The organism is Rugamonas apoptosis (assembly GCF_014042355.1).
GTDB classification, from domain to species: domain Bacteria; phylum Pseudomonadota; class Gammaproteobacteria; order Burkholderiales; family Burkholderiaceae_D; genus Rugamonas; species Rugamonas apoptosis.
Window position 1 is genome coordinate 138,914 of record NZ_JACEZU010000003.1, and the last position, 23,470, is coordinate 162,383.

The 23,470-nt window shown below is 65.0% G+C and carries 16 protein-coding genes; 8 read left to right on the forward strand and 8 right to left on the reverse strand.

Annotation, left to right across the window (positions count from 1 at the left end):
• Positions 1 to 68: 68 nt before the first annotated feature.
• The 3 genes from H3H39_RS07195 to H3H39_RS07205 all read left to right on the forward strand — a co-directional run bounded on the left by H3H39_RS07195 (position 69) and on the right by H3H39_RS07205 (position 7,374).
• The gene (locus H3H39_RS07195; protein WP_182152696.1) at positions 69 to 5,186 is read left to right on the forward strand and encodes a diguanylate cyclase; all 5,118 of its coding nucleotides are present in this window, start codon (positions 69 to 71) and stop codon (positions 5,184 to 5,186) included.
• Positions 5,187 to 5,327: 141 nt separating this feature from the next.
• Positions 5,328 to 6,827 (forward strand): peptide MFS transporter, encoded by a 1,500-nt coding sequence (locus tag H3H39_RS07200; RefSeq protein ID WP_182152697.1) that lies wholly within the window; start codon positions 5,328 to 5,330, stop codon positions 6,825 to 6,827.
• 208 nt (positions 6,828 to 7,035) lie between these two features.
• The gene (locus H3H39_RS07205) at positions 7,036 to 7,374 is read left to right on the forward strand and encodes a DUF5335 family protein (protein WP_182152698.1); all 339 of its coding nucleotides are present in this window, start codon (positions 7,036 to 7,038) and stop codon (positions 7,372 to 7,374) included.
• Here H3H39_RS07205 and H3H39_RS07210 read toward each other — a convergent pair.
• Together H3H39_RS07210 and H3H39_RS07215 are read right to left on the reverse strand one after the other, a co-directional pair.
• Complete coding sequence (locus H3H39_RS07210) at positions 7,340 to 8,566, reverse strand: GNAT family N-acetyltransferase (protein WP_182152699.1); 1,227 nt, start codon at positions 8,564 to 8,566, stop codon at positions 7,340 to 7,342. The genes H3H39_RS07205 and H3H39_RS07210 overlap by 35 nt on opposite strands.
• 90 nt (positions 8,567 to 8,656) lie before the next feature.
• A complete protein-coding gene (locus H3H39_RS07215) occupies positions 8,657 to 10,060 on the reverse strand; it encodes an aminotransferase-like domain-containing protein (protein WP_182152700.1) in 1,404 nt (467 codons plus the stop codon).
• 374 nt (positions 10,061 to 10,434) lie between these two features.
• On the opposite strand from H3H39_RS07215, the gene H3H39_RS07220 reads away from it, so the two are divergent.
• Positions 10,435 to 12,483 carry an NAD(+) synthase gene (locus tag H3H39_RS07220; protein ID WP_182152701.1) on the forward strand — a complete coding sequence of 683 codons (2,049 nt, stop codon included), beginning with the start codon at positions 10,435 to 10,437 and terminating at the stop codon, positions 12,481 to 12,483.
• A gap of 266 nt (positions 12,484 to 12,749) precedes the next feature.
• A complete protein-coding gene (locus tag H3H39_RS07225; RefSeq protein ID WP_019922031.1) occupies positions 12,750 to 13,088 on the forward strand; it encodes a P-II family nitrogen regulator in 339 nt (112 codons plus the stop codon).
• 81 nt (positions 13,089 to 13,169) lie between these two features.
• On the opposite strand, the gene H3H39_RS07230 is transcribed toward H3H39_RS07225, so the two are convergent.
• The 3 genes from H3H39_RS07230 to trxB all read right to left on the reverse strand — a co-directional run bounded on the left by H3H39_RS07230 (position 13,170) and on the right by trxB (position 15,504).
• On the reverse strand, positions 13,170 to 13,793 hold the full coding sequence (locus H3H39_RS07230) for a trimeric intracellular cation channel family protein (protein ID WP_182152702.1): 624 nt from the start codon (positions 13,791 to 13,793) through the stop codon (positions 13,170 to 13,172).
• A gap of 80 nt (positions 13,794 to 13,873) precedes the next feature.
• Positions 13,874 to 14,545, reverse strand: a complete 672-nt coding sequence (locus tag H3H39_RS07235) for a Smr/MutS family protein (RefSeq protein WP_182152703.1) — start codon at positions 14,543 to 14,545, stop codon at positions 13,874 to 13,876.
• Positions 14,546 to 14,550: 5 nt separating this feature from the next.
• Positions 14,551 to 15,504 carry a thioredoxin-disulfide reductase gene (gene trxB, locus H3H39_RS07240; protein ID WP_182152704.1) on the reverse strand — a complete coding sequence of 318 codons (954 nt, stop codon included), beginning with the start codon at positions 15,502 to 15,504 and terminating at the stop codon, positions 14,551 to 14,553.
• A gap of 268 nt (positions 15,505 to 15,772) precedes the next feature.
• On the opposite strand from trxB, the gene H3H39_RS07245 reads away from it, so the two are divergent.
• From H3H39_RS07245 to H3H39_RS07255, 3 genes are all read left to right on the forward strand, one after another.
• Positions 15,773 to 18,127 (forward strand): DNA translocase FtsK, encoded by a 2,355-nt coding sequence (locus tag H3H39_RS07245; RefSeq protein ID WP_182152705.1) that lies wholly within the window; start codon positions 15,773 to 15,775, stop codon positions 18,125 to 18,127.
• 23 nt (positions 18,128 to 18,150) lie between these two features.
• Complete coding sequence (gene lolA, locus H3H39_RS07250) at positions 18,151 to 18,795, forward strand: outer membrane lipoprotein chaperone LolA (protein WP_182152706.1); 645 nt, start codon at positions 18,151 to 18,153, stop codon at positions 18,793 to 18,795.
• Positions 18,796 to 18,867: 72 nt separating this feature from the next.
• The gene (locus H3H39_RS07255) at positions 18,868 to 20,172 is read left to right on the forward strand and encodes a replication-associated recombination protein A (protein ID WP_182152707.1); all 1,305 of its coding nucleotides are present in this window, start codon (positions 18,868 to 18,870) and stop codon (positions 20,170 to 20,172) included.
• Positions 20,173 to 20,248: 76 nt separating this feature from the next.
• Here H3H39_RS07255 and H3H39_RS07260 read toward each other — a convergent pair whose 3' ends face one another.
• The 3 genes from H3H39_RS07260 to H3H39_RS07270 all read right to left on the reverse strand — a co-directional run bounded on the left by H3H39_RS07260 (position 20,249) and on the right by H3H39_RS07270 (position 23,339).
• Positions 20,249 to 21,049: a slipin family protein gene (locus H3H39_RS07260; RefSeq protein WP_375540409.1), complete on the reverse strand. Its 801-nt coding sequence runs from the start codon at positions 21,047 to 21,049 to the stop codon at positions 20,249 to 20,251.
• Between the two features lie 320 nt (positions 21,050 to 21,369).
• A complete protein-coding gene (locus H3H39_RS07265; protein ID WP_182152709.1) occupies positions 21,370 to 22,431 on the reverse strand; it encodes a beta-keto acid cleavage family enzyme in 1,062 nt (353 codons plus the stop codon).
• Between the two features lie 50 nt (positions 22,432 to 22,481).
• Positions 22,482 to 23,339, reverse strand: coding sequence for a TauD/TfdA dioxygenase family protein (locus tag H3H39_RS07270; protein ID WP_182152710.1), 858 nt, complete (start codon positions 23,337 to 23,339; stop codon positions 22,482 to 22,484).
• Between the last annotated feature and the right edge of the window lie 131 nt (positions 23,340 to 23,470).

Genomic DNA, 23,470 nt, shown 5'->3' on the forward strand with positions numbered 1-23,470 from the left:
CAAGGTCACTAGTTGGTTGCCAGCATCCAATCGACCGTGTTGTCTCGCCCTATTACGACTGGAAGTCCGTGAGCGCCTTATTCGACTACGAGATCATCGAACCGCTGCATGCCAGCGCCCGTTCCCTGGTCTACCGGGCCCGCTCCAAGGCTGAGCGCGCGCCGCTCATCGTCAAGATTCCCAACACTGATTGCCCCTCGCACGAGGAAGTATCCCGCTTCAAGCGTGAATTCGCGCTGGCGCGCCGCTGCGCCGATCCTGGCGTGCTGCGGCCGCTGGCGCTGGCGCAGCAGGGCGGGCGCTGGGTCATGTTGCAGGAGGATATCGGCGGCAGCGCGCTTAGCGTGCTGCTGCGCGACCGCGCCGCCGCCGGCCAGCCCGGCCTGGCGCTGGACGACTTCTTCGCCATCGCGCTGCAACTGTGCGCCGCGCTCGACGCCGTGCATGGCCAGGGCATCATCCACAACGACATCACGCCATCCAACATCGTGTGGAACGGCGCCCGGCGCCAGCTGCAGCTGATCGATTTCGGCATCGCCGGCGAACTGGCGCAGGAAGTGCAGGGCATCGTCCATCCCTACGCGCTGGAAGGCACCTTGCCCTATATGGCGCCCGAGCGCACAGGGCGCATGAACCGGCGGGTCGACTACCGGGCCGACTACTACGGGCTGGGTGCCACCTGGTATGAACTGGTCACGGGCCAACCGCCGTTCGCCGGCAGCGATGCGATGGAATTGGTGCACAGCCATATCGCGCGCGTACCCGACTGGTCGCACCCTGCGCTGGCGGCCGCGCCGGCCGGACTGACGGCCATCCTGGGCCGGCTGCTGGCAAAGAACGCCGAGCAGCGCTACCAGACCCTGCACGCGCTGGCGCTGGATTTGCAGGCCTGCCGCGCAAGCGCGGCGGGTGCGCGTGCAGGCGCGGGCGCGGAGGCGACGGTATCGCCGCTGGCCGGGCTGGCCGACCGCCACCGGCCGTTCAATGTGTCGCAGCGCCTGTATGGCCGCGAGCGCGAAGCGGCAGCCTTGCTGGCGGCCTTCGAACGCACGGCCGTCGGCGCCAGCGAACTGCTGCTGGTGGCCGGGCCGGCCGGCAGCGGCAAGTCGTCCGTGGTGGACGAGGTGCAGCCGGCCATCGTGACGCGGCACGGCCGTTTCCTGTCGGGGAAGTTCGACCAGTACCGGCGCGACGTCCCTTATGCGCCGCTGATCCAGGCCTTCCAGGCATTGCTGGGGCAGTTGCTGAGCGAGCCGGAGCAGCACTTGCGGCGCTGGGCCGACCGGCTGCGCACGGCGCTGGGCGACAGCCTGGGCGTGCTGGAAGAACTGATACCGGAACTGGCGCTGGTGGCCGGCCCGGCCGAACCCGGCGCCGCGCTGGCGCCGGACCAGGCCCAGGCCCGGCTGGACCGCGCCTTCCACCGCCTGGTGCAAGTGTTCGCCACGGCCGATCATCCGCTGGTGCTGTTCCTGGACGATCTGCAGTGGGCCGATCCGCCCACGCTGCGCTTGGTGGAGTTGTTCCTGCGCGAGCGCGAAGGGGACCACATGCTGCTGATCGGCGCCTGCCGCGACAACGAGGTCCCGGCCACCCATCCGCTGACGGGCTTGTGCGAGCGCCTGCAGCGGCACGGCGCGCGCGTGACCCGGCTGGCGCTGGCGCCGCTGGCCGTGGACGATGTGGCGCAACTGGTGGCCGACAGCCTGCATGTGCCGGCTGACACTGCCGCGCCGCTGGCCCGGCTGTGCCACCGCAAGACGGACGGCAATCCGTTCTTCCTCAACCAGTTCCTGCACGCGATCCACGACGCTGGCCAATTACGCTACCAGCCAGCCCAGGATTGCTGGCGCTGGGACCTGGCCGAGCTGGAGCAGGCCGCCTACACGGACAACGTGGTTGAACTGCTGGTCGATAAGATCCGCCGGCTGCCGCCGCCCACCCAGCAGTTGCTGCAACTGGCGGCCGCCGTCGGCAACCAGTTCCGGCTCGATACGCTGGCCGTGCTGGTGGACGCGGCGCCGGCCCAGGCCCAACACACGCTGTGGCCGGCGCTGCAGGCCGGCCTGATCCAGCCGCGCGACCTGCGCTACAAGTATCTGGACGCGGACGCCCCCGATACCGATGTCAGCTACCGCTTCCTGCACGATCGCGTGCAGCAGGCCGCCTACGCGCTGGTGCCGGCCGACGCGCGCGCCGCGCTGCACTTGCGCATCGGCCGCCTGTTGCTGGGCCACGCGAACGAGCGCCAACTGGACGAGGCGTTGTTCGCCATCGTCGAGCAGTACAACGCGGGCCGCGTGCTGCTGGACGATGGGCCGGAACGGTTGTTGCTGGCACAGCTCAACTGCCGGGCCGGCATCAAGGCGCGCCGCTCGGCGGCCTTCCAGTCGACGCTGGAACACATGGGCATCGGCCTGGCGCTGCTGCCGGAGCAGCCTTGGCAAGCGCACGGCGCACTGTGGCTGGAACTGCAGCTGGGCGCGGCCGAAGCGGCCTACCTGTGCGGCCAGTTCGAGCGGGCCGAGGCCAGCTACCCGCTGCTGATGGCGCACGCGGCGCCGCTGGAGCAGGTGCGCTGCATCGCCGTGCAAGCCCACCAGTACCAGTTGCAGGGGCGGCTGCCGGACGCCATCGCCGTGCTGCGCGCGGGGCTGGCGCTGCTGGGCATGCCCATTTCGCACGACGTGGCCGAACTGAGCGCCCGCTCCGACGACATTTACGCCGAAATCGAACGCCATCCGCTGGCGCGCGACACGCAAGCGTTGCTGGACGCCCCCGAACTGGACGACGGCCCGGCGCTGGCCGCCATGCACATGATGCAGTCGATGTGGATGGCGGCCTACTACGCCGGGCAGCAGGAACTGAGCGTACATATGGTGCTGTCGATGACGCGGCTGTCGATGCGGCAGGGGATCAGCGATTTCAGTTCCGTGGCCTATGTGGGGCACGCGCTGATGCTGGCCCTGCGCACGGACGACATGGACCTGGCCTACCGCTTTGGCGACATGGCGCTGGCGCTGGCGCGCCGCCGCGCCAACCTGCAAACCCGTACCCTGACCGGCCTGATGTTCGCGGCCCTGTGCAACCACTGGGTGCGCTCGCTGCGCAGTTCCGACACGCTGTACGACGAGGCGTTCGGCTGGGCGCTCGACATCGCCGACTACGTGCAGGTGGGCGTGGTGGCGGCCGTGCGCGCCACCGACCGCTTGATCCTGGGCGACTACCTGCCGGAACTGAAGCTGGCCATCGCGCATGATTTGCTGCTGATGCGTGCCAACGGCCAGCAAGCCATGGCCGACTGCTGCGTGGCGGCGGCCGTGCAGCCGATCAAGTGCCTGATGGGACAGACCCCGGAGGGCGCCAGCTATGACGACGAGGGCTTCAGCGAGGCCCGCTTCCTGGAGCGCTACGGCGATTCCAGGCTGTTCCGTGCCTATTTCTTGCAGGGCAAAATCCGCAACGCCTTCCTGTTCGACGGGCCTGACGCCGAAGCGCTGGCCGGCCAGCTGGAACTGGTGGCGCAAATGATGAGGGGCCAGGCCAAGGTGCCCGACGCCACCTTCTACGCGGCCCTGATCTGGATCCGGGCCTTGCGGCGCGATCCGGTGCGGGCCGACGCCGGCGCCATCCGCGCGCGCATCGCCGCGCTGCGCGATAGCCTGGCGCGCTGGGCCGAATTGGCACCGTCCCTGTTCGTGGCGCGCCATAGCCTGGTGCTGGCCGAACTGGCGCGTGGTTCGCAGGACCTGGCGCTGGCGACCCAGCATTACCAGCGCGGGCTGGACGCGGCGGCCGGTTGCGTGCCGCTGCAGGCGCTGGGCAATGAGTTGTGTGGCGAATGCTGGCTGGAACAGGGGCAACCGCGGGTGGCCGCCGTCTATCTGACGGATGCGCTGGCGCGCTACCGCCAGTGGGGCGCGGACGGCAAGGCCAGCGTGATGAGCGCGCGCCATGGCCCGGCGCTGACCGGGCACGCGGTGTCGGGCTGGGCAGCGCCGTCCACACCGGGCTGGACCACGCGCGGACGTGCCGGCGCCAACGCGGAACTGGATTTGATGTCCTTGCTCAAGGCGGCCCGGGCGCTGTCGCACGAAGTCGGCCTGGCCAATGTGCTGCGGCGCCTGATCGCCATCGTGTGCGAGAACTCGGGCGCCCAAGTGGCGCGCCTGCTGTTGCACGAGCGCGATGGCTGGCAGCTGGAAGTGGAGACGGTCGATGGGGTGACGGCCGTGCCGCAGGCGCGCACCGTGGACCTGGAGGCGGCCAGCGACCCGCTGTTCCCGTTGTCGCTGCTGCGCTATGTGGTGCGCGCCGGCGCCGAGGTCATCGAGGACAACCTGGCGGCGTCGCCCCGTTTCGCGGCCGATCCCTACCTGCGCCAGCCCGGCGCCCGTTCCGTCATGTGTCTGCCGATCCGCCAGGCCGGCCGGCTGGAGGGCATGCTGTACCTGGAAAACCGGCTGGCCGAAGGCACGTTCACGGCGGCGCGGGTGGAATTCCTGCGCATCCTGTGCGCCCAGGCCATCGCCGCCATCGGCAACGCCCGCTTGTACGACAGCCTGGAACGGCGGGTGGTGGAACGCACGGCCCAGCTGGAGGAAGCCAATGCGCGGTTGGCCGCGCTGGCCATCACGGACGGGCTGACGGGGCTGGCCAACCGGCGCCACTTCGACGACGTCCTGCGTAACGAGTGGGCGCGCGCGCGCCGCGCCGGCCAGCCGCTGGCCGTGCTGATGATCGACGTCGATCACTTCAAACGCTACAACGACCACTATGGCCACCAGCGCGGCGACGATTGCCTGATCCGCGTGGCGCAGGCGTTGCGCGGCGGCGCCCGGCGCGCGGCCGACCTGGTGGCCCGCTACGGCGGCGAGGAATTCGCCATTGTGCTGCCCAACACCGGCGCGGCCGAAGCCATGGAGGTGGGGCAGGGCTTGCGTGCGGCGATCGGGAAGCTGGCCCTGGCCCACGCGCAGGCGCCGGACGCCACCGTCAGCATCAGCGTCGGGGTGGCCTGCACCGAGGGCCAGATCGTGGCCGATACGGACGCGCTATTGCGGCTGGCCGACACGGCCCTGTACCGGGCGAAGCACACCGGCCGTGACCGGGTTGTGTTCAATGGTGGCGATCAGGACCGGGGCCTGAACCAGGCCCTGACCCGGCCGGGCGGGCGGCACGGCTAAGGCGCCAGGCAGGGGCGCGGAAGTTGTCTTCCTGCAAATTGCCAGTTGTCCTGGAGTGGCGTAGCATGCGGCCTCGGCACTCGTATGCCACCTAAACTCGTATGCCACCTAAACAACACTTCACGAGAGTATTGGAGATTCATGAACACCCCCGTCCCAACTTATACGCAGACACGATCGTTCGCGACCGTCGCGTTGATCGAACTATGGGAGCGCTTCGGCTATTACGGCATGCAAGCGCTGATCGTCTACTTCATGGTGCAGCGCCTGGGCTTCGAGGACACCCGCGCCAACCTGGTGTGGAGTGCCTTTTCCGCGCTGGTCTATGTGTCGCCCGCCATCGGTGGCTGGATCGGCGACAAAGTGCTGGGCACCAAGCGCTGCATGATGCTGGGCGCGCTGATCCTCAGCATTGGCTACGGTCTGCTGGCCATTCCGAGCGATAACACCTGGCAGATCTTCTCGGCGCTGGGCGTGATCGTGGTCGGCAACGGCCTGTTCAAGCCCAACACGGCCAACCTGGTGCGCAAGATTTATGAGGGCGACGATTCCAAGATCGACAGCGCGTTCACCATGTATTACATGTCCGTCAACGTTGGCTCCACGGTATCCATGCTGGCCACGCCGTGGGTCAAGGACTACGTCAACGCGCAGTATGGCAATGGCCTGGGCTGGCACATGGCGTTCGCCGTCTGCAGCGTAGGCCTGGTGGTAGGCCTGTTCACCGTGCTGTCCATGCGCCAGACGCTGCACGCGGTGGGCTCCCGGCCCGACGAGCTGCCGCTCGACTTGCGCAAGCTGGCCATGGTGCTGGGCGGCGGCCTGGTGGCCATCGTCTGCGCGGCCTTCATCCTGCAATACCAGAGCGTGGCGCGGGCCTTCGTGTACGTGGCCGGCTTTGTGGTGCTGGGCATTTTCGCGCACCTGATCCGCAGCAGCGAAGCGAGCGAAAAGGCCGGCCTGATGGCGGCCCTGATCCTGATGCTGCAAACCGTGTTCTTCTTTATTTTCTACCAACAAATGTCGACTTCGCTGTCGCTGTTCGCGCTGCGCAATGTGAATGGCGACTTCGCGGTGCTGGGCACCCACTTGTGGACCTGGGCGCCGGCCCAGTTCCAGGCCCTGAATCCGATCTGGATCATGATGCTCAGCCCCGTGCTGGCGTGGGCCTATGCCAAGGCCGGTAGCCAGGGCAAGGACCTGTCGATCGCCGGCAAGTTCGCGCTGGGCTTCTCCATCGTCGCCATCGGCTTCTTCATCTACGGCGTGGCCGGCCAGTTCGCCGTCGACGGCAAGACTTCGTCCTGGGTCATGATCGCCGGCTACGGCTTCTATTCGCTGGGCGAACTGCTGGTGGGCGGCCTGGGCCTGGCCATGATGGCGCGCTATGTGCCGGCCCGCATGGGCGGCTTCATGATGGGCGCCTATTTCGTCGCCGTCGGCATTTCCCAGTACCTGGGCGGGGTGGTGGCCAATTTCGCCAGCGTGCCGAAGGACGTGGTCGACCCGGTGCTGACGCTGCCCATCTACACCAACCTGTTCACCAAGCTCGGTTTCGGCGCCGTGGTCTGCACCGTCATCGCGCTGGCCGCGCTGCCCATGATGCGCCGCCTGACGGCAACCCATCAGGCGCATAACTGATCATTGCCTGGCGCCAGCCGCCAGCCGCATCCTGCGCGCAGCCGCCCGGCCCCATGCCGGCCGGCTGCGTTTTTCATTTCCGGACCTGATCCCGATCAGAATTTTTTATACCGTGCGCGGGGGGCACCGGCGCATACTGAATATTCCGACAACGGCCATCCGCACTCCCGGGGCGACCGGCGATGCGGACTACAACAGGAGGCGGGAAATGACGGTTGCGAAAATAGATAAGTCGGAATGGCAAAGCTATTTCGACCGCGTATCCAAGGAATTGGAAGGCAAGAGCGTGGAAATCGACGTCGAGGCGCTGTCGCTGGGCAGCCAGGTGGAGCAGGAGTGGATACCCCTGCTGGGCCTGACCTACGAGCCGCGCGACGATATCCTGAGCGTGATGGTGGAGGGCTTGAACCACCTGATCCGGGCGCCGCGCACGGTGTTTGTCGATATCGAACTGGGGCAGGTGAGCAGCATGGAGGTGGTGGACGGCGAAGATTACCGCCACATCCTCAAGCTCAGCGATCCGCTGCGCTTGACGGCGCCGCACTGACGCTGCCGCCGTCGTTGCCTGCGTCACCTTCGCCATCTTGGCCACGATCGCGCCCGGCTTGGTCGCGGAAGGGATTGCGCTCGTTGAGTTCATCGAGGTAGGCTTCGATGCCGCCTCCTTCGCGTGCCAGGAAGCGTTCGATGGCGTCCGCGAAATCGGGGTGGGCCAGCCAGTGGGCCGACCAGGTCTTTTGCGGCAGGAAGCCGCGGGCCATCTTGTGCTCGCCCTGGGCGCCGCCTTCGAAGGTGGCGATGCCTTGCGCGATGCAGAATTCCAGCGGCTGATAATAGGCTGTCTCGAAATGGAGGCAGGGGATGTGTTCCAGTGCGCCCCAGTAGCGGCCGTACAGCGTGTCGGCCGTATGGAACACCAGCGAGGACGCCACTGGCCGGCCATCGCGTTCGGCCAGCACCAGCATCACGTTATCCGGCATGGTGCGGCCCACGCGCAGGAAGAAATCCAGGTTCAGGTAGGGTGAGGAGCGGTGCTCGGCATAGGTATTGGCGTAGCAGCGGTGGAACAGACGCCAGTCCGCCTCTGTGATGGCGGCGCCGCGCGCCTGGCGCAAAGTGACACCCGCCTCGCGCACCTTGCGCCGTTCGGCGCGGATGTTCTTGCGCTTCTTGTGCTCCAGCGTGGCCAGGAATTGGTCGAAGTCCTGGTAGCCATCGTTCAGCCAGTGGAACTGCACGCCGCTGCGCAGCATGAACCCCGCTTCCTGCAACTGGTGCGCCTGCTCCTCGGGCGGGAACAGGACGTGGGTGGACGACATGCCCGCCGCCTGCTGCTGGGCGCACAGCAATTCCACCAGCGCGGCCCGTTCGGCCGGCCCGCGCGCCAGCAGGCGCGCGCCCGTGACGGGCGTGAACGGAATGGCCGACAGCAGCTTGGGATAGTATTCCAGCCCGTGGCGCTGGTAGGCGTCGGCCCAGGCCCAGTCGAACACGTACTCGCCGTAGGAATGTGATTTGACGTACAGCGGCATGGCGGCCGCCAGTACGGGGCCATCCCACAGCACCAGGTACTGCGGCTGCCAGCCCGTATCGGCGCAGGCCGAACCCGATGCGTGCAGGGCGTGCAGAAAGGTGTAGGACAGGAAGGGGTTGGCATCGCCCTGGGCCGCCAGCAAGGCCGTCCACGCCGCTTCGCCCACCTCGGCGAGAGAAGAAACGATACCTGTGCGATAGTTCATTTTTTGCTGCCCGCTCATCTTGTTTGCCCTGACTTGCCCTGACCAGAGGGGGATTTTACGCACATTAGGCCATCGCCGCCGGACATGGGCTTACACCACGATGCCGGACGTGCCATCCGGGCGCTGCGCCAGCAGCTGCGATAACTTGCGCAGCGCCGCTGCCAGCCGGTTGCTGTCCTGGATCGAGCCCAGCGAGATGCGGATGGCGTGCGGTGGACGCGGGCTGGCGGCGAACACTTCCGATGACGTCACGGCCAGGCCCGCGCCGCGCGCCACCCGTGTCAGCTCGTTTGCGGTCCAGTAGCCGGGCAGGTCCAGCCAGACGTGGATGCCGTCCTCGGTGGCGTCCGTCCGGCCGGCCAGCAGCTGGCGCGCCATGCGTTGGCGCTGGCGTGCCTCCGCTTTGACACCCACCAGCAGCTGTTGGGCGGCGCCATCGTGTATCCATTGGGTGGTCAGGGCCGTGGTCAGCGGCGTGGACATCAACACAAAGGAGCGCAGCGCCGTCATGAAGCGTTCGCGCAGTTGCGCATCGTGCAGCAGCACGAAGGCGGTCCGCAGGCCCGGCGCCAGGCACTTGGACAGCGTGGCGATATGCACCACCTGGTCCGGCGCCATGCGCGCCAGCGGCGGCGGCGGATCGGCCGCCAGCAGCGAATACGGGTCGTCCTCGATGATGCGCACGCGGTGGCGGGCGGCCACGCGCAGGATTTCCTGGCGCCGCGCGGCCGGCATGGTGTGCGTGGTGGGATTCTGCAGGGTGGGGTTCAGGTAGATCAAGGCCACCCGCTGGTTGGCGCAGGCCGCGTCCAGCAGGTCGGGGCGCATGCCCGATGCGTCCACCTCCACCGGCACCACGCGCCGGCCCAGTTGCTGGGCGGCCGTTATCAGGCCGGGGTAGACGGTCGGTTCGGTGAGGATGATATCGTCGGGATGGCTGAGCGCCAGAATCAGCGCCGCCAGCGCCGACTGCGCTCCGGCGCACACCGCGATCTGCTCGACATCCCACTTGCCAAACAACGGCGCCAGCCAGGCCGCGCCCGCCACGCGGTCAGCCACGCTGCCGCCGCCCAGGTGGTAGTTCATCAACAGGCGGCTGTCGGTGCGCAGCAGCACCTGTGCCAGCCCCTGTTTCAGCATGTCGTTGAAGTCGACGTTGGCCGGCGGGGGCGGGAGGTTCATGCTCAGGTCGAGCAACTGGGCCAGTTCCACCTTGGGCGCGGCCGCATAGGTGCCGCGCGCGCCTTTGCCTTCCAGCAGGTGGCGGCGCCGCGCTTCATCGTAAGCGCGGGTGATGGTGGTCAGGTCGACCTGCAGCAGCGCGGCCAGGCGGCGCTGCGGTGGCAGGCGGTCGCCCGGCAGCAGCGTGCCGTCGGCCAGCGCCTGCTCGATAAAGTCCGCGACCTGCAGGTAGCGCGGCCCGCCGTGCTGCACGAACTGGCCGATCCAGGCGATCGCTTTTGTTTCGTCTTGTATGGATTTTGGCGGCGGCATTTTGTCCTGATGTATGGATTCTACGTCGACATAGTATGGGTCGTAGCCTTGAATATATCCATAGAAACGCAAGCCCGCATCGGCCGGCGCGACGATCCGCCAACTGCGCGGCGAAAACGCGCGCATCAGGAAGCGGGTGGCGGAACTGTTGACAGACCGCCATATCCTGCAAGGCGTGGCGCGTTTTTGTTGGCAAAGTACTGTGGCCGCCAGCCCACAGCCGCGAGAGAAGTAAAGTAGTGATACCCGTGCGATAATTCATTTTTGTTGCCCCGTCAGCATGGTTGACTAGATTTCGCCATGAACCGAGGGGCGCTCCACGCAAGATATTCCATCACCGCCGGGCACCTGTGTCGGCGGTGCGAAAGATGCACATGACCGCCAATTTCTTCAATCTATACTCGCACGACTTCGCGCGCGTGGCTGTGGCCGTGCCCCGGTGCCGCGTCGCCGACCCGGCTTTCAATGCGGCCCAGACCATCGCCATGGCCACCGAGGCGCACCAGCAGGGCGCGGCCCTGGTGGCGTTCCCTGAACTGGGCCTGTCGGCCTACACTTGCGACGACCTGTTCCACCAGCGCGCGCTGCTGGACGGCTGCGAGGCGGCGTTGGCTGAGGTGGTGGCCGCGTCGGCCAGCCTGCCGCTGGCGCTGGTTATCGGCATGCCATTGCGGGTGCAGCATCAGCTGTACAACTGCGGCATCGTGATCGCGGGCGGCCGCATCCAGGGCGTGGTACCCAAGAGCTACCTGCCCAATTACGGTGAATTCTACGAGGCGCGCCAGTTCAGCACGGGCGATTACGCGGCCGTGTCGGAAGTGACGCTGCTGGGCCAGACCGTGCCGTTCGGCTCCAGCTTGCTGTTCGAAGTGGCCAACCTGCCGCTGCTGAAGTTTCACGTTGAAATCTGCGAGGACGTGTGGGTGCCCGTGCCGCCGTCGTCGTTCGCGGCGCTGGCCGGCGCCTCGGTGCTGGTCAACCTGTCCGCCTCCAATGCGCTGGTGGGCAAGGCTGGCTACCGTCACCAGTTGGTGTCGCAGCAGTCGGCGCGCTGCGTGTCGGCGTATCTGTACACGTCGTCCGGCAGCGGCGAATCGACCACCGACATGGCCTGGGATGGCCAGGCCCTGATCTGCGAGAACGGCGAACTGCTGGCCGAAACGAAGCGTTACCAGGATGAGCCCAGCCTGATTTACGCGGACGTGGACCTGGAACGCTTGTCGCGTGAGCGCATGCGCCAGACCACCTTCGGCCAGTCCGTGCAGCGCCATGCGGATGAAGTAGGGCGCTTCCGCGTGGTGCGCTTCGAATTGGCGCTGCCGCTGGAGCGGACGCTGGCGCTCAAGCGCTGTGTGGAACGCTTCCCCTACGTGCCGGCCGACAGCCGCCGGCGCGACGAGCGCTGCAACGAGGTCTACAACATCCAGGTGCAGGCGCTGGCCCAGCGGTTGCAATCGAGCGGCATCCAGAAAGTGGTGATCGGCGTGTCCGGTGGGCTCGATTCCACCCACGCGCTGCTGGTGTGCGCACGCGTGATGGACAAGCTCAAACTGCCGCGCACCCATATCCTGGCCTACACCATGCCCGGCTTCGCCACCAGCGAACGCACGCTGACCCAGGCCCACCGGCTTATGCAACTGGTTGGTTGTGCTTCGGCTGAAATCGACATCCGCCCCAGCTGCATCCAGATGCTGCAGGACCTGGGGCATCCGTACGCCGCCGGCGAGCAGCAGTACGACATTACGTTCGAGAACGTGCAGGCTGGCGAGCGCACCAATCATTTGTTCCGGCTGGCAAACCACAACCACGCCATCGTGATCGGTACCGGCGACCTGAGTGAGCTGGCGCTAGGCTGGTGCACTTACGGCGTGGGCGACCACATGTCGCACTACAACGTGAACGCCAGCGTGCCCAAGACGCTGATCTCGCACCTGGTGCGCTGGGTGGCCGAATCGGGTGTGATCGGCCGCAGCGACGCGCAAGTGCTGCTCGATATCCTGAGCACGGAAATCAGCCCGGAACTGGTGCCCGGCACGGCCGACGGCCAGCCGGAGCAGCGCACGGAAAGCACCATCGGGCCGTACGAGTTGCAGGACTTCAACCTGTATTACGTGCTGCGCTTCGGTTTCGCGCCGTCCAAGGTGGCTTTCCTGGCACTGTCAGCCTGGCACGACCGCGAGCAGGGCCGCTGGCCGGAAGGCGAGCACGTGGCGCGCAACCAGTACGACTTGGCCGCCATCAAGAAGAACCTGGGCATCTTCCTGGACCGCTTCTTCCGTACCAGCCAGTTCAAGCGCAGCTGCGTGCCCAACGCGCCCAAGGTGGGCACGGGCGGTTCGCTGTCGCCGCGCGGCGACTGGCGCGCGCCCAGCGATGCGCAAAGCGTTGTCTGGATGCAGGATTTGCAAAGGATTCCCGTTTGAGGCGGGGCGAAGGGCTCGCCATAACCGAGCGGCGCCTCGGTATTGGCGTGCCCGGATAGGAGAGCGGCGCCGGGTAGCATACAATGCGGTCTGGATACCGTGCATTACATCGTCCGATCGCCGCCGTCTTGGCCGCCGGCTACCCGCCGCGCGGCACGGCATGGGTTACCAGCCTGCTCAAGATCCGGGACTGCGCCGCCACTAGCGGGTGCCTTCCTATTGACGCACCGGTTTTACGCAATACGATTTATATTCAAGGAGATGTCATGAAACAGATTACCGCAGTGATCAAACCGTTCAAGCTGGACGAAGTGCGCGAAGCGCTGGCCGAAGTCAATGTCACCGGCCTGACCGTGACGGAAGTGAAGGGCTTCGGCCGCCAGAAAGGCCATACCGAACTGTATCGCGGCGCGGAATACGTGGTCGATTTCCTGCCTAAAGTGAAGGTCGAAGTGGTGGTGGATGACGGCGTGGCCGAACAGGTTGTGGACGCTATCATCAAAGCCGCCCGCACCGGCAAGATCGGCGACGGCAAAATCTTCGTGCAGAACGTGGAACAGGTGATTCGCATCCGCACCGGCGAGACTGGCCCAGACGCCGTCTAATTTTCCCGCCCCCAAAATCGGGGACGTAACACGATTTATCCGCCCGGAAATATCGTGTTACGTCCCCGATTTTTCCTGGCGTTAGCGGTTGATGCGCATATCAAATTTCCACGTCAGCAGCCGCAGCAGCGTGATGAAGGTGGCGCTGAACCACAGCGCGAAGTCGTTCGATACGTTGGTGTGCTGCAGGCCGATGTAGAGCCAGGCACCGAAGAAGGCGCAGATCGCATACGGTTTCCCGTCGCGGAACACCATCGGCACCTCGTTGCAGACGATGTCGCGCAGCACGCCGCCGAAAATCCCCGTAATCACCCCCATCATGGCCGCGATGAACACCGGCATATCGGCCGCTTGCGCCTGCGACACGCCGGCCACGGCGAACAGCCCCAGGCCGACGGCGTCGGCAATCACGATAATCCGTTCCGAGACGATTTGCCGGATAGTGCGCACCAGCGGCGTAGCCACCAGGGCCAGCACGAAGATCAGGATCGCGTAGCCCTGGTGGGCGACCCAGAACAAAGGCCGCACGTCCAGCAGGATGTCGCGCAGGGTGCCGCCGCCGAAGGCCGTGATGAAGGCCACCGTGAACACACCCACCAGGTCCATGCGCTTGCGGCGCGCTTCGACGAAGCCCGACATCGCCCCCACCAGGATCGCCACGATTTCAATGACGGTGATGAGGGAGACGTGCGGGATATGCTTCATGCTTGCGAAGGAAAAGACGGAGTGGCCGGTGCGCGTAGGTTAACACGCGCCAGCCAGTCGTGGGGCAGGATTTGCTGCCGTCAGCGGGGCGTTTGCAGGGCGGCGCGCAGCAGCACCATCAGCGCGCCTTCGCCGCCGTCCAGCGGGCGGGCGGCGCAGAAGGCGATCACTTCCTCCTTCTGTTCCAGCCAGCTGTGCACCATGGAGCGCAGCACCGGTTCGCCGTTGACGGAGCCGTAGCCTTTGCCGTAGATGACGGCCACGCAGCGCGCGTTGCGCCGCTTGGCCTGCTGCAGGAAGGCGCCGATCGCGTCGCGCGCGGTGTCGCGCCGCATGCCGTGCAGGTCCAGTTCATCCTGCACCGGCCATTGGCCCTTGCGCAGCTTGCGCATCACGTCCTGGCCTACACCGTTGCGCAGGAAGCTGACGGTCGGCTCCGTTTCCAGCAGGTGTTCAACGTCGAACTGGTCCGACATGGCTTCGCGCATCACGGCCGCGTCGTCCTCGGCCTGGCTGCGGGGGCGGGCTGGCGTGGCTGGTGCGAAGGTGGCCGACTTGGGCGCGCCCGGCGCCAGCCGGTTCTGCTCCGGCAGGCGCTTGACGCCGCCTACGCTGGCGTGGAACAGATTCGCTTCCACCGCCTGCACCTTGGCCTGCTTGGCCGCTTCGGCCTTGGCCACGGCGCGCGCGTCGGCCTGTTCCTTGAGCTGCTTGCTCAGGGATTTGAGGTCGGCGAAGTCCTTCAGCGCCATGTCGCTTATTCCTGGCTTTCCAGGTAGCGCTGGGCGTCCAGCGCGGCCATGCAGCCGGTGCCGGCGCTGGTGATGGCCTGGCGGTAGATGTGGTCCTGCACGTCGCCGGCCGCGAACACGCCGGGGATGTTGGTGGCCGTGGCCATACCTTCGGTGCCGGTGCGGGTCTTGATATAGCCGTTGTGCATTTCCAGCTGGCCTTCGAAGATATCCGTGTTGGGCTTGTGGCCGATCGCCACGAACAGGCCGTGCACGGCGATGTCGGTGATGGCGCCATCGGCGGTGGCGGCGATCTTCACGCCCGTCACGCCGCTCTCGTTACCCACCACTTCATGCAGGGTGTGGTTGTACTTGATGACGATCTTGCCTTCGGCGACCTTGGCGTTCAGACGGTCGACCAGGATAGGCTCGGCGCGGAACTTGTCGCGGCGGTGGATCAGGGTGACCTTGTTGGCGATGTTGGACAGGTACAGCGCTTCTTCCACGGCCGTGTTGCCGCCGCCGACCACAGCCACTTCCTGGTTGCGGTAGAAGAAACCGTCGCAGGTGGCGCAGGCCGATACGCCCTTGCCCATGAACGCCTGCTCGGACGGCAGACCCAGGTACTGGGCCGAGGCGCCGGTGGCGATGATCAGGGAGTCGCAGGTGTATTCATGGCTGTCGCCGATCAGACGCAGCGGCTTTTCGTTCAGTTTGACGGTGTGGATGTGATCGAACACCATTTCCGTCTTGAAGCGCTCGGCATGCTGCAGGAAACGCTGCATCAGGTCCGGGCCTTGCACGCCCATCGGGTCCGCTGGCCAGTTTTCCACGTCGGTGGTGGTCATCAGCTGGCCGCCCTGTTCGACGCCGGTCACCAGCATCGGATTCAGGTTGGCGCGCGCGGCATAAATGGCGGCGCTGTAGCCGGCGGGGCCGGAACCGAGGATCAAGACGCGGGCGTGTTTGGCAGTGGTCATGGGATGGCTTCTTATTCAGAGGTTGGACGAAGGATGACGAATCCGAATTGGGGGCAAATTCCGGCAAGGCAAGGGCGGCGCGGGGCGCCAGCTATTGCACACGGTTAAGCAATGCAGGATTATAGTCCAAGCGGCGATTCGACACGAATCAGAGGGCCGGGCAGGGCGCATATGCCTTAGAATAGTAGGGATGACTGTTTCTAGGTCGATAACATTGCAATAATTTTAGCCGGCGGCAGCGCCGGCGGTAGTACTTGTCCCAGAACGTATGACGAAATCCAGCTCCTCGACTCCATCCAGCTACACCCGCAATGTGACTGAACGTCAACCTTTGCCCAACCGGCTGGTGCGCCTGTTGTCGGAGGCGCGCTGGCTCGCGCTGGCGGCGCTGGCCGTGTATTTCGTGCTCATCCTGATCAGTTATTCCAAGGGCGATCCAGGCTGGTCGCACGCCAGTGTGGTGCCACGGGTACACAACCTGGGCGGCCGGGCCGGCGCCTGGCTGGCTGATTTGTTGCTGTTTATCTTCGGTTTTTCGGCCTGGTGGTTGTGCCTGTGCCTGCTTCGCCTCGTTTGGAAGGGCTATACGGGCCTGACCCAGCAGTTCGTGCTGTCCAAGGAGCCGGAGCCGGAACACCAGCATGAATACATCATCCGCATCGTCGGCTTCGTGCTGCTGTTTTTGGGCAGCGTGGGGCTGGAATTCCTGCGCATGTGGTCACTCAAGGTGGAGTTGCCGCGCGCGCCCGGCGGCGTGCTGGGCCAGTTGATCGGCCATTCGGCCCACGTGGGACTCGGCTTCACGGGCGCCACCTTGCTGCTGTTGCTGCTGTTCGGGCTGGGGTTCAGCCTGTTCTTCCAGGTGTCGTGGCTGGCCGTGGCCGAGCGCATCGGCGGCGGCATCGAAACGGCCATCGACTGGTTTATCCAGCGCTACCAGTACCGCGAGGATCGCCGCCAGGGTGAAGTGGCGGCCGTCAAGCGCGATGAAGTGGTGGTCAGCGAGCGCGCCAAGCACGTGGAAAAACATGTGGCCGCGCCGCCCGTCAAGATCGAGCCGCAGGTGGTCACGGTGGTCAAGTCGGAGCGCGTGGAGAAGGAAAAGCAGGCCAGCCTGTTCCAGGATCTGGCCGACGGCAGCCATTTGCCGCCGCTGTCGCTGCTGGACGAACCGCCGCCGGTGCAGGAAACCGTGTCGGTCGAAACGCTGGAATTCACCAGCCGTCTGATCGAGAAAAAACTGTCCGACTTCGGCGTGGAAGCCAAGGTGGTGGCGGCCTATCCCGGCCCCGTCGTCACGCGCTACGAGATCGAACCGGCCACCGGCGTCAAGGGCAGCCAGATCGTCGGCCTGGCGCGCGACCTGGCCCGTTCCCTGTCGCTGACCTCGATCCGGGTGGTGGAAACCATCCCCGGCAAGAATTACATGGCGCTGGAGCTGCCCAATCCCAAGCGCCAGATCGTGCGCCTGAGCGAGATCGTCGGCTCCAAGGTCTACAACGACAATCCGTCCAGCCTGACCGTGGCGCTGGGCAAGGATATCGCCGGCAAGGCCGTGGTGGCCGACCTGGCCAAGATGCCGCACTTGCTGGTGGCCGGTACCACCGGTTCCGGTAAGTCGGTCGGCATCAACGCCACCATTTTGTCGCTGCTGTACAAGTCCGATCCGCTGGACGTGCGCATGATCCTGATCGATCCGAAGATGCTGGAAATGTCGGTCTACGAAGGCATCCCGCACCTGCTGGCGCCGGTGGTGACGGACATGCGCCAGGCCGGCCACGCGCTGAACTGGGCCGTGAACGAGATGGAGCGCCGCTACAAGCTGATGTCCAAGCTGGGCGTGCGTAACCTGGCCGGCTACAACGCCAAGATCGCGGAGGCGAGCAAGCGCGAGGAACACATTCCGAATCCATTCAGCCTGACGCCGGATTCGCCGGAACCGCTGGAAAAACTGCCCACCATCGTCATCATCATCGACGAGTTGGCCGACCTGATGATGGTGGTCGGTAAGAAGGTGGAGGAATTGATCGCCCGTATCGCGCAAAAGGCGCGCGCGGCCGGTTTGCACTTGATTCTGGCCACGCAGCGTCCATCTGTGGACGTGATCACGGGCCTGATCAAGGCGAATATTCCGACTCGTATCGCGTTCCAGGTATCGTCCAAGATCGACTCGCGCACCATTCTCGACCAGATGGGCGCGGAAACCTTGCTGGGTATGGGTGACATGCTGTACATGCCGCCCGGTACCGGCTTGCCGGTGCGGGTGCACGGCGCGTTCGTGTCCGATGACGAGGTGCACCGCGTCGTCAAGCATTTGAAGGCGACCGGCGAACCGGATTACATCGAAGGCATCCTGGAAGGCGGCACGCTGGACGGCGAGGGCGGCGGCGATGGTGCGGCGGCCGGCGAAGGTGGCGGCGAGGCCGATCCGATGTACGACCAGGCGGTGCAGGTGGTGCTCAAGAACCGTCGCGCCTCCATTTCGCTGGTGCAGCGCCATTTGCGCATCGGCTACAACCGTGCGGCCCGTCTGCTGGAGCAGATGGAGCAGAGCGGCGTGGTGTCGCCCATGCAGTCGAACGGCAACCGCGAGATTCTGGCGCCCACCGCCAGCGCGGAATGAACAGGATAAACAGGATAAATCGTATGAAACATTGCAACGCCCTGGCCCAAACCGTGGCCACCCTGGCCTGTGGCCTGCTGCTGGCGGGCGCGGCCCATGCCAGCGCGCTGGAACAATTCAAGTCCTTCGTAGCTGGCACCAAGTCGGCCAAGGGCGAATTTTCCCAGCATCAGGTCAAGAAGCTGGAAAGCGGCGGCACCAAGACGTCCACCTCGTCCACCGGCACCTTCGTGTTCGCCCGTCCCGGCAAGTTTATCTGGACGTACGTGAAACCGTACGAGCAGGTGTTGCAGGCCGATGGCGACCAGCTCTATATTTTCGACAAGGACTTGAACCAGGTCACCGTCAAGAAGCTGGGCAATGCGCTCGGTTCCTCGCCGGCCGCCATCCTGTTCGGCAGCAATGACCTGGAAAAGAACTTCACCTTGTCGGAAGCGGGCACCAAGGATGGCGTGGAATGGCTGAAGGCCGTGCCCAAGGCCAAGGACACCAGTTTCGAGGAAATCACCATCGGCCTGCGCAACGGCTTGCCGGAAGCGATGGAGCTGAAGGACACGTTCGGCCAGTTGTCCGTGCTGGCGTTCAAGAAAATCGAGCGTAATCCGGCGCTAAATGCGGCGAACTTTAAATTCGTCATGCCCAAGGGCGCGGACGTCTTCAATAATTAAGCCTGGACGGCCCCACGACATGCGCCGCGGCCGGGGCCAGCGGCGCTTTTTCCTTTGATACGGCAATCTAGTATGGCAGACCTTTTTTCGAACGAACCGCGCCAGCCGCTGGCGGAAGCGCTGCGGCCCAAGACCCTGGACGAAGTGATCGGCCAAAGCCATCTGCTGGGGCCGGGCAAGCCGCTGCGCCTGGCGTTCGAGTCGGGCCAGCCCCATTCGATGATCCTGTGGGGGCCGCCCGGCGTGGGCAAGACCACGCTGGCGCGGCTGACGGCCAACGCCTTCGATTGCCAGTTCATCGCCTTGTCGGCCGTGTTCTCGGGCGTGAAGGATATCCGCGCCGCCATGGAACAGGCCGAGCAGCATTTGGCCATGGGCAAGCACACCATCCTGTTCGTGGACGAGATTCACCGCTTCAACAAATCGCAGCAGGATGCCTTGCTGCCGTATGCGGAATCGGGCCTCGTAACCTTGATTGGCGCCACCACGGAAAATCCTTCGTTCGAAGTCAATTCCGCGTTGTTGTCGCGCTCGCAAGTGTACGTGCTGCAATCGCTCAACGAGGATGAGCTCAAGCAACTGGTGGCCAAGGCGCGCGAGAAAGTGCTGTCGCACCTGATGATCGAGGACGCGGCCATCGACACCCTGGTCGGCTATGCGGACGGCGACGCGCGCCGCCTGCTTAACCTGCTGGAGCAGACCAGCACAGCCGCCAATGCGGCCCGCACCAACATCGTCACGCCCGAGTTCATCCAGAATGCGCTGACGTTGAATGCGCGCCGCTTCGATAAGGGCGGCGACAATTTCTACGACCAGATTTCAGCCCTGCATAAATCCGTGCGCGGCTCCAATCCGGACGCGGCCCTGTACTGGCTGTGCCGCATGCTGGACGGCGGCGCGGACGCCAAATACCTGTCGCGCCGCATCGTGCGCATGGCGTGGGAAGACATTGGCCTGGCCGATCCGCGCGCCATCCAGCTGGCCAACGACGCGGCCGCCACGTTCGAGCGGCTCGGTTCACCCGAAGGGGAATTGGCGCTGGGACAGGCCGTGATCTACCTGGCCATCGCGGCCAAGAGCAACGCCGGTTACATGGCCTACAACCAGGCCATGGCGTTCGTCAAGAAGGACAAGTCGCGCGAAGTACCGGTGCACCTGCGCAACGCGCCGACCAAGCTGATGAAGGAGCTGGGCTACGGCCACGAGTACCGCTACGCCCACGACGAGCCGCACGCCTACGCCGCCGGTGAAACCTATCTGCCGGACGGCATCGGCGAACCGGGCTGGTATCAGCCGGTGCCGCGCGGGCTGGAAAGCAAGATCGGCGACAAAATGGCGTTCCTGCGCAAGCTCGACGAGGATGCCGGCAAGGAGTGAGGCGACGCGTCTGGCAGCCGGCGCGTGCCACCGGGCCTCAGGTCGCCGTTGATGCCGGCGCGTGCCGCAAGGCCGCTCAGGTCGCCGTTGATGCCGGCGCTGATGTCGCCGCTGGTGGCGCCTGCGCGTAGTCGGCCGCGCGCTTGAGGAAGCCGGCCAGTTCCATCGGCAGCGGGAACACGATGGTGGTGTTCTTGTCCGCCCCGATCACGGTCAGGGTTTCCAGGTAGCGCAGCTGGATGGCCTGGGGCTGTTGGGACAGGATCTTGGCCGCTTCATACAGTTTTTCCGACGCCTGCAATTCGCCTTCCGCATGGATGACCTTGGCGCGCCGTTCCCGCTCCGCTTCGGCCTGCCTGGCGATGGCGCGCACCATGGACTCGGTCAGGTCGACCTGCTTGATCTCCACGTTGGCTACCTTGATGCCCCAGGAGTCCGTTTGCGCTTCGAGCGCATCGCGTATGTCCTGGTTCAGTTTTTCCCGTTCGGCCAGCAAATCGTCCAGGCTGTGCTTGCCCAGCACGGAGCGCAACATGGTTTGCGCCAGCTGGCTGGTCGCGTTCAGATAATTGACGACCTGAACGATTGCCTTGTCCGGTTCGACGATGCGGAAATAGACCACGGCGCTCACCTTGACCGACACGTTGTCGCGTGAGATGACATCCTGGGTTGGCACTTCCAGGACGATGGTGCGCAAGTCGACCCGCACCACCTGCTGTATCAGTGGAATGATGAAGACCAGGCCCGGCCCTTTGACTGTCGAGAGGCGGCCCAGCGTAAAGACGACGCCGCGCTCATACTCCCAGAAAATCCGGATGGACGTGCCAATCAGCAGCAGAATGATGAAGAACAGGAACGTGCCAGACCAGTTTGTCACAACCATAGTGCCCCCTAAGAAGTCGTTTCAAAATGACCGTGGCTAGGCGTGGAGCCGAAGACAGTGCGCCTGCACGGCAAGGCGCCACAACGGCGCCATGGGCTTTTTGAAATGACTTCTAAGTCCATCGCCCTGCCGGAACAATGAGGAACAGCCACTTCCATGTATCGGTGTCGAACTCCTGTAACTCATGGTAGGTGGCTTTTGGTCGTTTGTCTATTGTGCGCCAGTCGTCGCGGCTTGTCGCCATGCCGGCATGGGCGCAGGCGAGCGGGCGGGAGCCGTCCCGGCGGCACGATGCACCGGGACGGCCGGGCAGGTCAGCGGCTGAACTGCGTGAAGCCTTTCTGGCCCGGCTTGCGGTTCGGTGCGAAGCCGTTCTTGGCCAGCGCTTCATCCGCCGTTTCGTAGAAGGTGCCGATCTTGTAGATCTCACGCGCTTCCTTGCCATTGGCCACGTCGCGGCCGAACTCGCGCGAGATGCGCACCAGCTGTTCGATCTGCTCCACGGTCGACATCTTGCGCGAACGGTCCTGGGTCCACAGGTTGTCCTCGATACCGCAACGCACATGCAAGCCCATGGCGATGGCCATCATGTTCAGCGGCAGGGTGTTGAGCATGGAGCTTTCCAGCGTCAGCACGGAGCCGTCCGGGCAGGCGCGCACGAAGTTGGCCAGGTTGTAGATATTCGGCGCTTCGAAGCCGCCGCCGATCGCCACCCAGGTCAGGATCAGCGGCACATTGCACACGCCGCGCCGCATCATGCGTTCCACCGTTTCCAGCTGGGCGATATTGGCCAGCTGGAAGTGGGTCTGGATGCCGCGTGCCGACAGGCGGCGGATGTGTTCCTCCACCCATTCCGGACCGGCCGGAATCGTCATCTCGCGGTAGGCGAAGTAGCCAGGCGTGCCCACGGCCAGCGAGGTGCCTTGCACGTCGGCCGCGCACATCTGCTCCACCACGTTCATCTGGTTGCTGTTGATGGCGATGGTGACCTGGTCCGGCGTGGGATCGATCATGGCCAGGCCGTGGCGGGTGTCGTCCGACAGCCACTTGGCCGTGTCGCCTTCCTTGGTGGGGGCGAATGAGATTGAGCCACCCACTTGCAAAATCATGTCCGGGCAGCGGGCGCGGATGCCGGCCACCAGTTCATTGGTGCGTTCCAGGCGCTTGGAGCCGGTGCCGTCGTCTTCGCGGCCGTGCACGTGCAGCACGGTGGCGCCGGCGTTGTAGCAGTCCACCGCTTTCTGGATCTGCTGTTCCAGCGTGACGGCGATATCTTCAGGGAAGTCGGAAGGTTGCCATTCCGGGCCGAACGGGGCGGCGGTGATGACGAGTTTTTGCTGGTTTTCCGGGAACAGCGAGCCATCGAGGAAGTTCATTTTTTGCTCCTTGGTGAGAGATGCGTGGTTTGTTCTGGGATGGCCCAGGTTTAGAAAGGTTTGTCGCCGATAATGGCGGCGCGCTCCATCTTGCGATGGCAGGGCGGGTAATCCATGACGGCGTAGTGCTGGGTGCTGCGGTTATCCCAGATGGCCATGCTGTTCGGTTTCCAACGCCAGCGCACCTGGTACTCGGGCACGTAAGCCTGGCTGATCAGGTATTGCAGCAGGTCGCTGCCGCCCTTGTTGTAGTCCTGGCCGTAACGTACATGCTGCTTGTTGTGGTAGTTCACGAAGTGGGTGGCGAAGGCGTTCACGAACAAAATCTTCTCGCCCGTTTCCGGGTGGGTGCGCACCACCGGGTGTTCCGCGTCCGGGTACTGGGCCTTCATCTTCAGGCGCTGTTCGATCGGCATGGCGGCGGCGAACGAGCCGTTGAAGCTGTGGTTGGCGATCAGGCCTTCGATTTCCTGTTTGACGTGGGCCGGCAGCTTGTCGAAGGCAAGCACCATATTGGCCCACATGGTGTCGCCACCAACGGCGGGCGACTCGATGCAGCGCAGCACGCAGCCCAGGGCCGGCGTCTCGCGCCAGGTGCCGTCGCAGTGCCAGCTGTTCTCGTAGCGATCCATCGGCGTGTCGGGGGTTTTGTAGATCTGCACCAGGCCGGGCGCTTCCGGATGGCTGGGCGCCATCGGGTGGGTTTCCAGCTGGCCCAGGCGCTGGGCGAATGCCATGTGGTCCTGGCGCGACAGCTTGTCCAGCGTCTGGTCGCGCAGGAACAGCACTTTGTGCTTGAGCAGGGCGTCGTAAATGGCGTTGAACAGGCCGTCGTCGCGGACCGCGTCGCCCAGATTCACGTCCAGCAACTCGGCGCCGATGGCGCAGGTCATTTGTTCGATCTTCATCATGTCTCCGTGGTGTTGTTGTCTTTTGAATCGCCGCAAAATGTGCTGCGGTTGAGAGAAAGTATAGGGAGATGGCCCGTCAAAGTTTCTCTTTGTGCGCCAATGTTTTCTCATTTTGCGCCACCCGGACT

Excerpts from the sequence above, each read along its gene's own strand:
- H3H39_RS07220 (WP_182152701.1), top strand. The coding sequence starts at position 10,435 with ATGACCGCCAATTTCTTCAATCTATACTCGCACGACTTCGCGCGCGTG.
- H3H39_RS07270 (WP_182152710.1), bottom strand. The coding sequence starts at position 23,339 with ATGAAGATCGAACAAATGACCTGCGCCATCGGCGCCGAGTTGCTGGAC.
- trxB (WP_182152704.1), bottom strand. The coding sequence starts at position 15,504 with ATGACCACTGCCAAACACGCCCGCGTCTTGATCCTCGGTTCCGGCCCC.
- H3H39_RS07215 (WP_182152700.1), bottom strand. The coding sequence starts at position 10,060 with ATGCCGCCGCCAAAATCCATACAAGACGAAACAAAAGCGATCGCCTGG.
- lolA (WP_182152706.1), top strand. The coding sequence starts at position 18,151 with ATGAAACATTGCAACGCCCTGGCCCAAACCGTGGCCACCCTGGCCTGT.
- H3H39_RS07245 (WP_182152705.1), top strand. The coding sequence starts at position 15,773 with ATGACGAAATCCAGCTCCTCGACTCCATCCAGCTACACCCGCAATGTG.
- H3H39_RS07230 (WP_182152702.1), bottom strand. The coding sequence starts at position 13,793 with ATGAAGCATATCCCGCACGTCTCCCTCATCACCGTCATTGAAATCGTG.
- H3H39_RS07200 (WP_182152697.1), top strand. The coding sequence starts at position 5,328 with ATGAACACCCCCGTCCCAACTTATACGCAGACACGATCGTTCGCGACC.
- H3H39_RS07255 (WP_182152707.1), top strand. The coding sequence starts at position 18,868 with ATGGCAGACCTTTTTTCGAACGAACCGCGCCAGCCGCTGGCGGAAGCG.
- H3H39_RS07205 (WP_182152698.1), top strand. The coding sequence starts at position 7,036 with ATGACGGTTGCGAAAATAGATAAGTCGGAATGGCAAAGCTATTTCGAC.
- H3H39_RS07235 (WP_182152703.1), bottom strand. The coding sequence starts at position 14,545 with ATGGCGCTGAAGGACTTCGCCGACCTCAAATCCCTGAGCAAGCAGCTC.
- H3H39_RS07225 (WP_019922031.1), top strand. The coding sequence starts at position 12,750 with ATGAAACAGATTACCGCAGTGATCAAACCGTTCAAGCTGGACGAAGTG.
- H3H39_RS07210 (WP_182152699.1), bottom strand. The coding sequence starts at position 8,566 with ATGAACTATCGCACAGGTATCGTTTCTTCTCTCGCCGAGGTGGGCGAA.
- H3H39_RS07265 (WP_182152709.1), bottom strand. The coding sequence starts at position 22,431 with ATGAACTTCCTCGATGGCTCGCTGTTCCCGGAAAACCAGCAAAAACTC.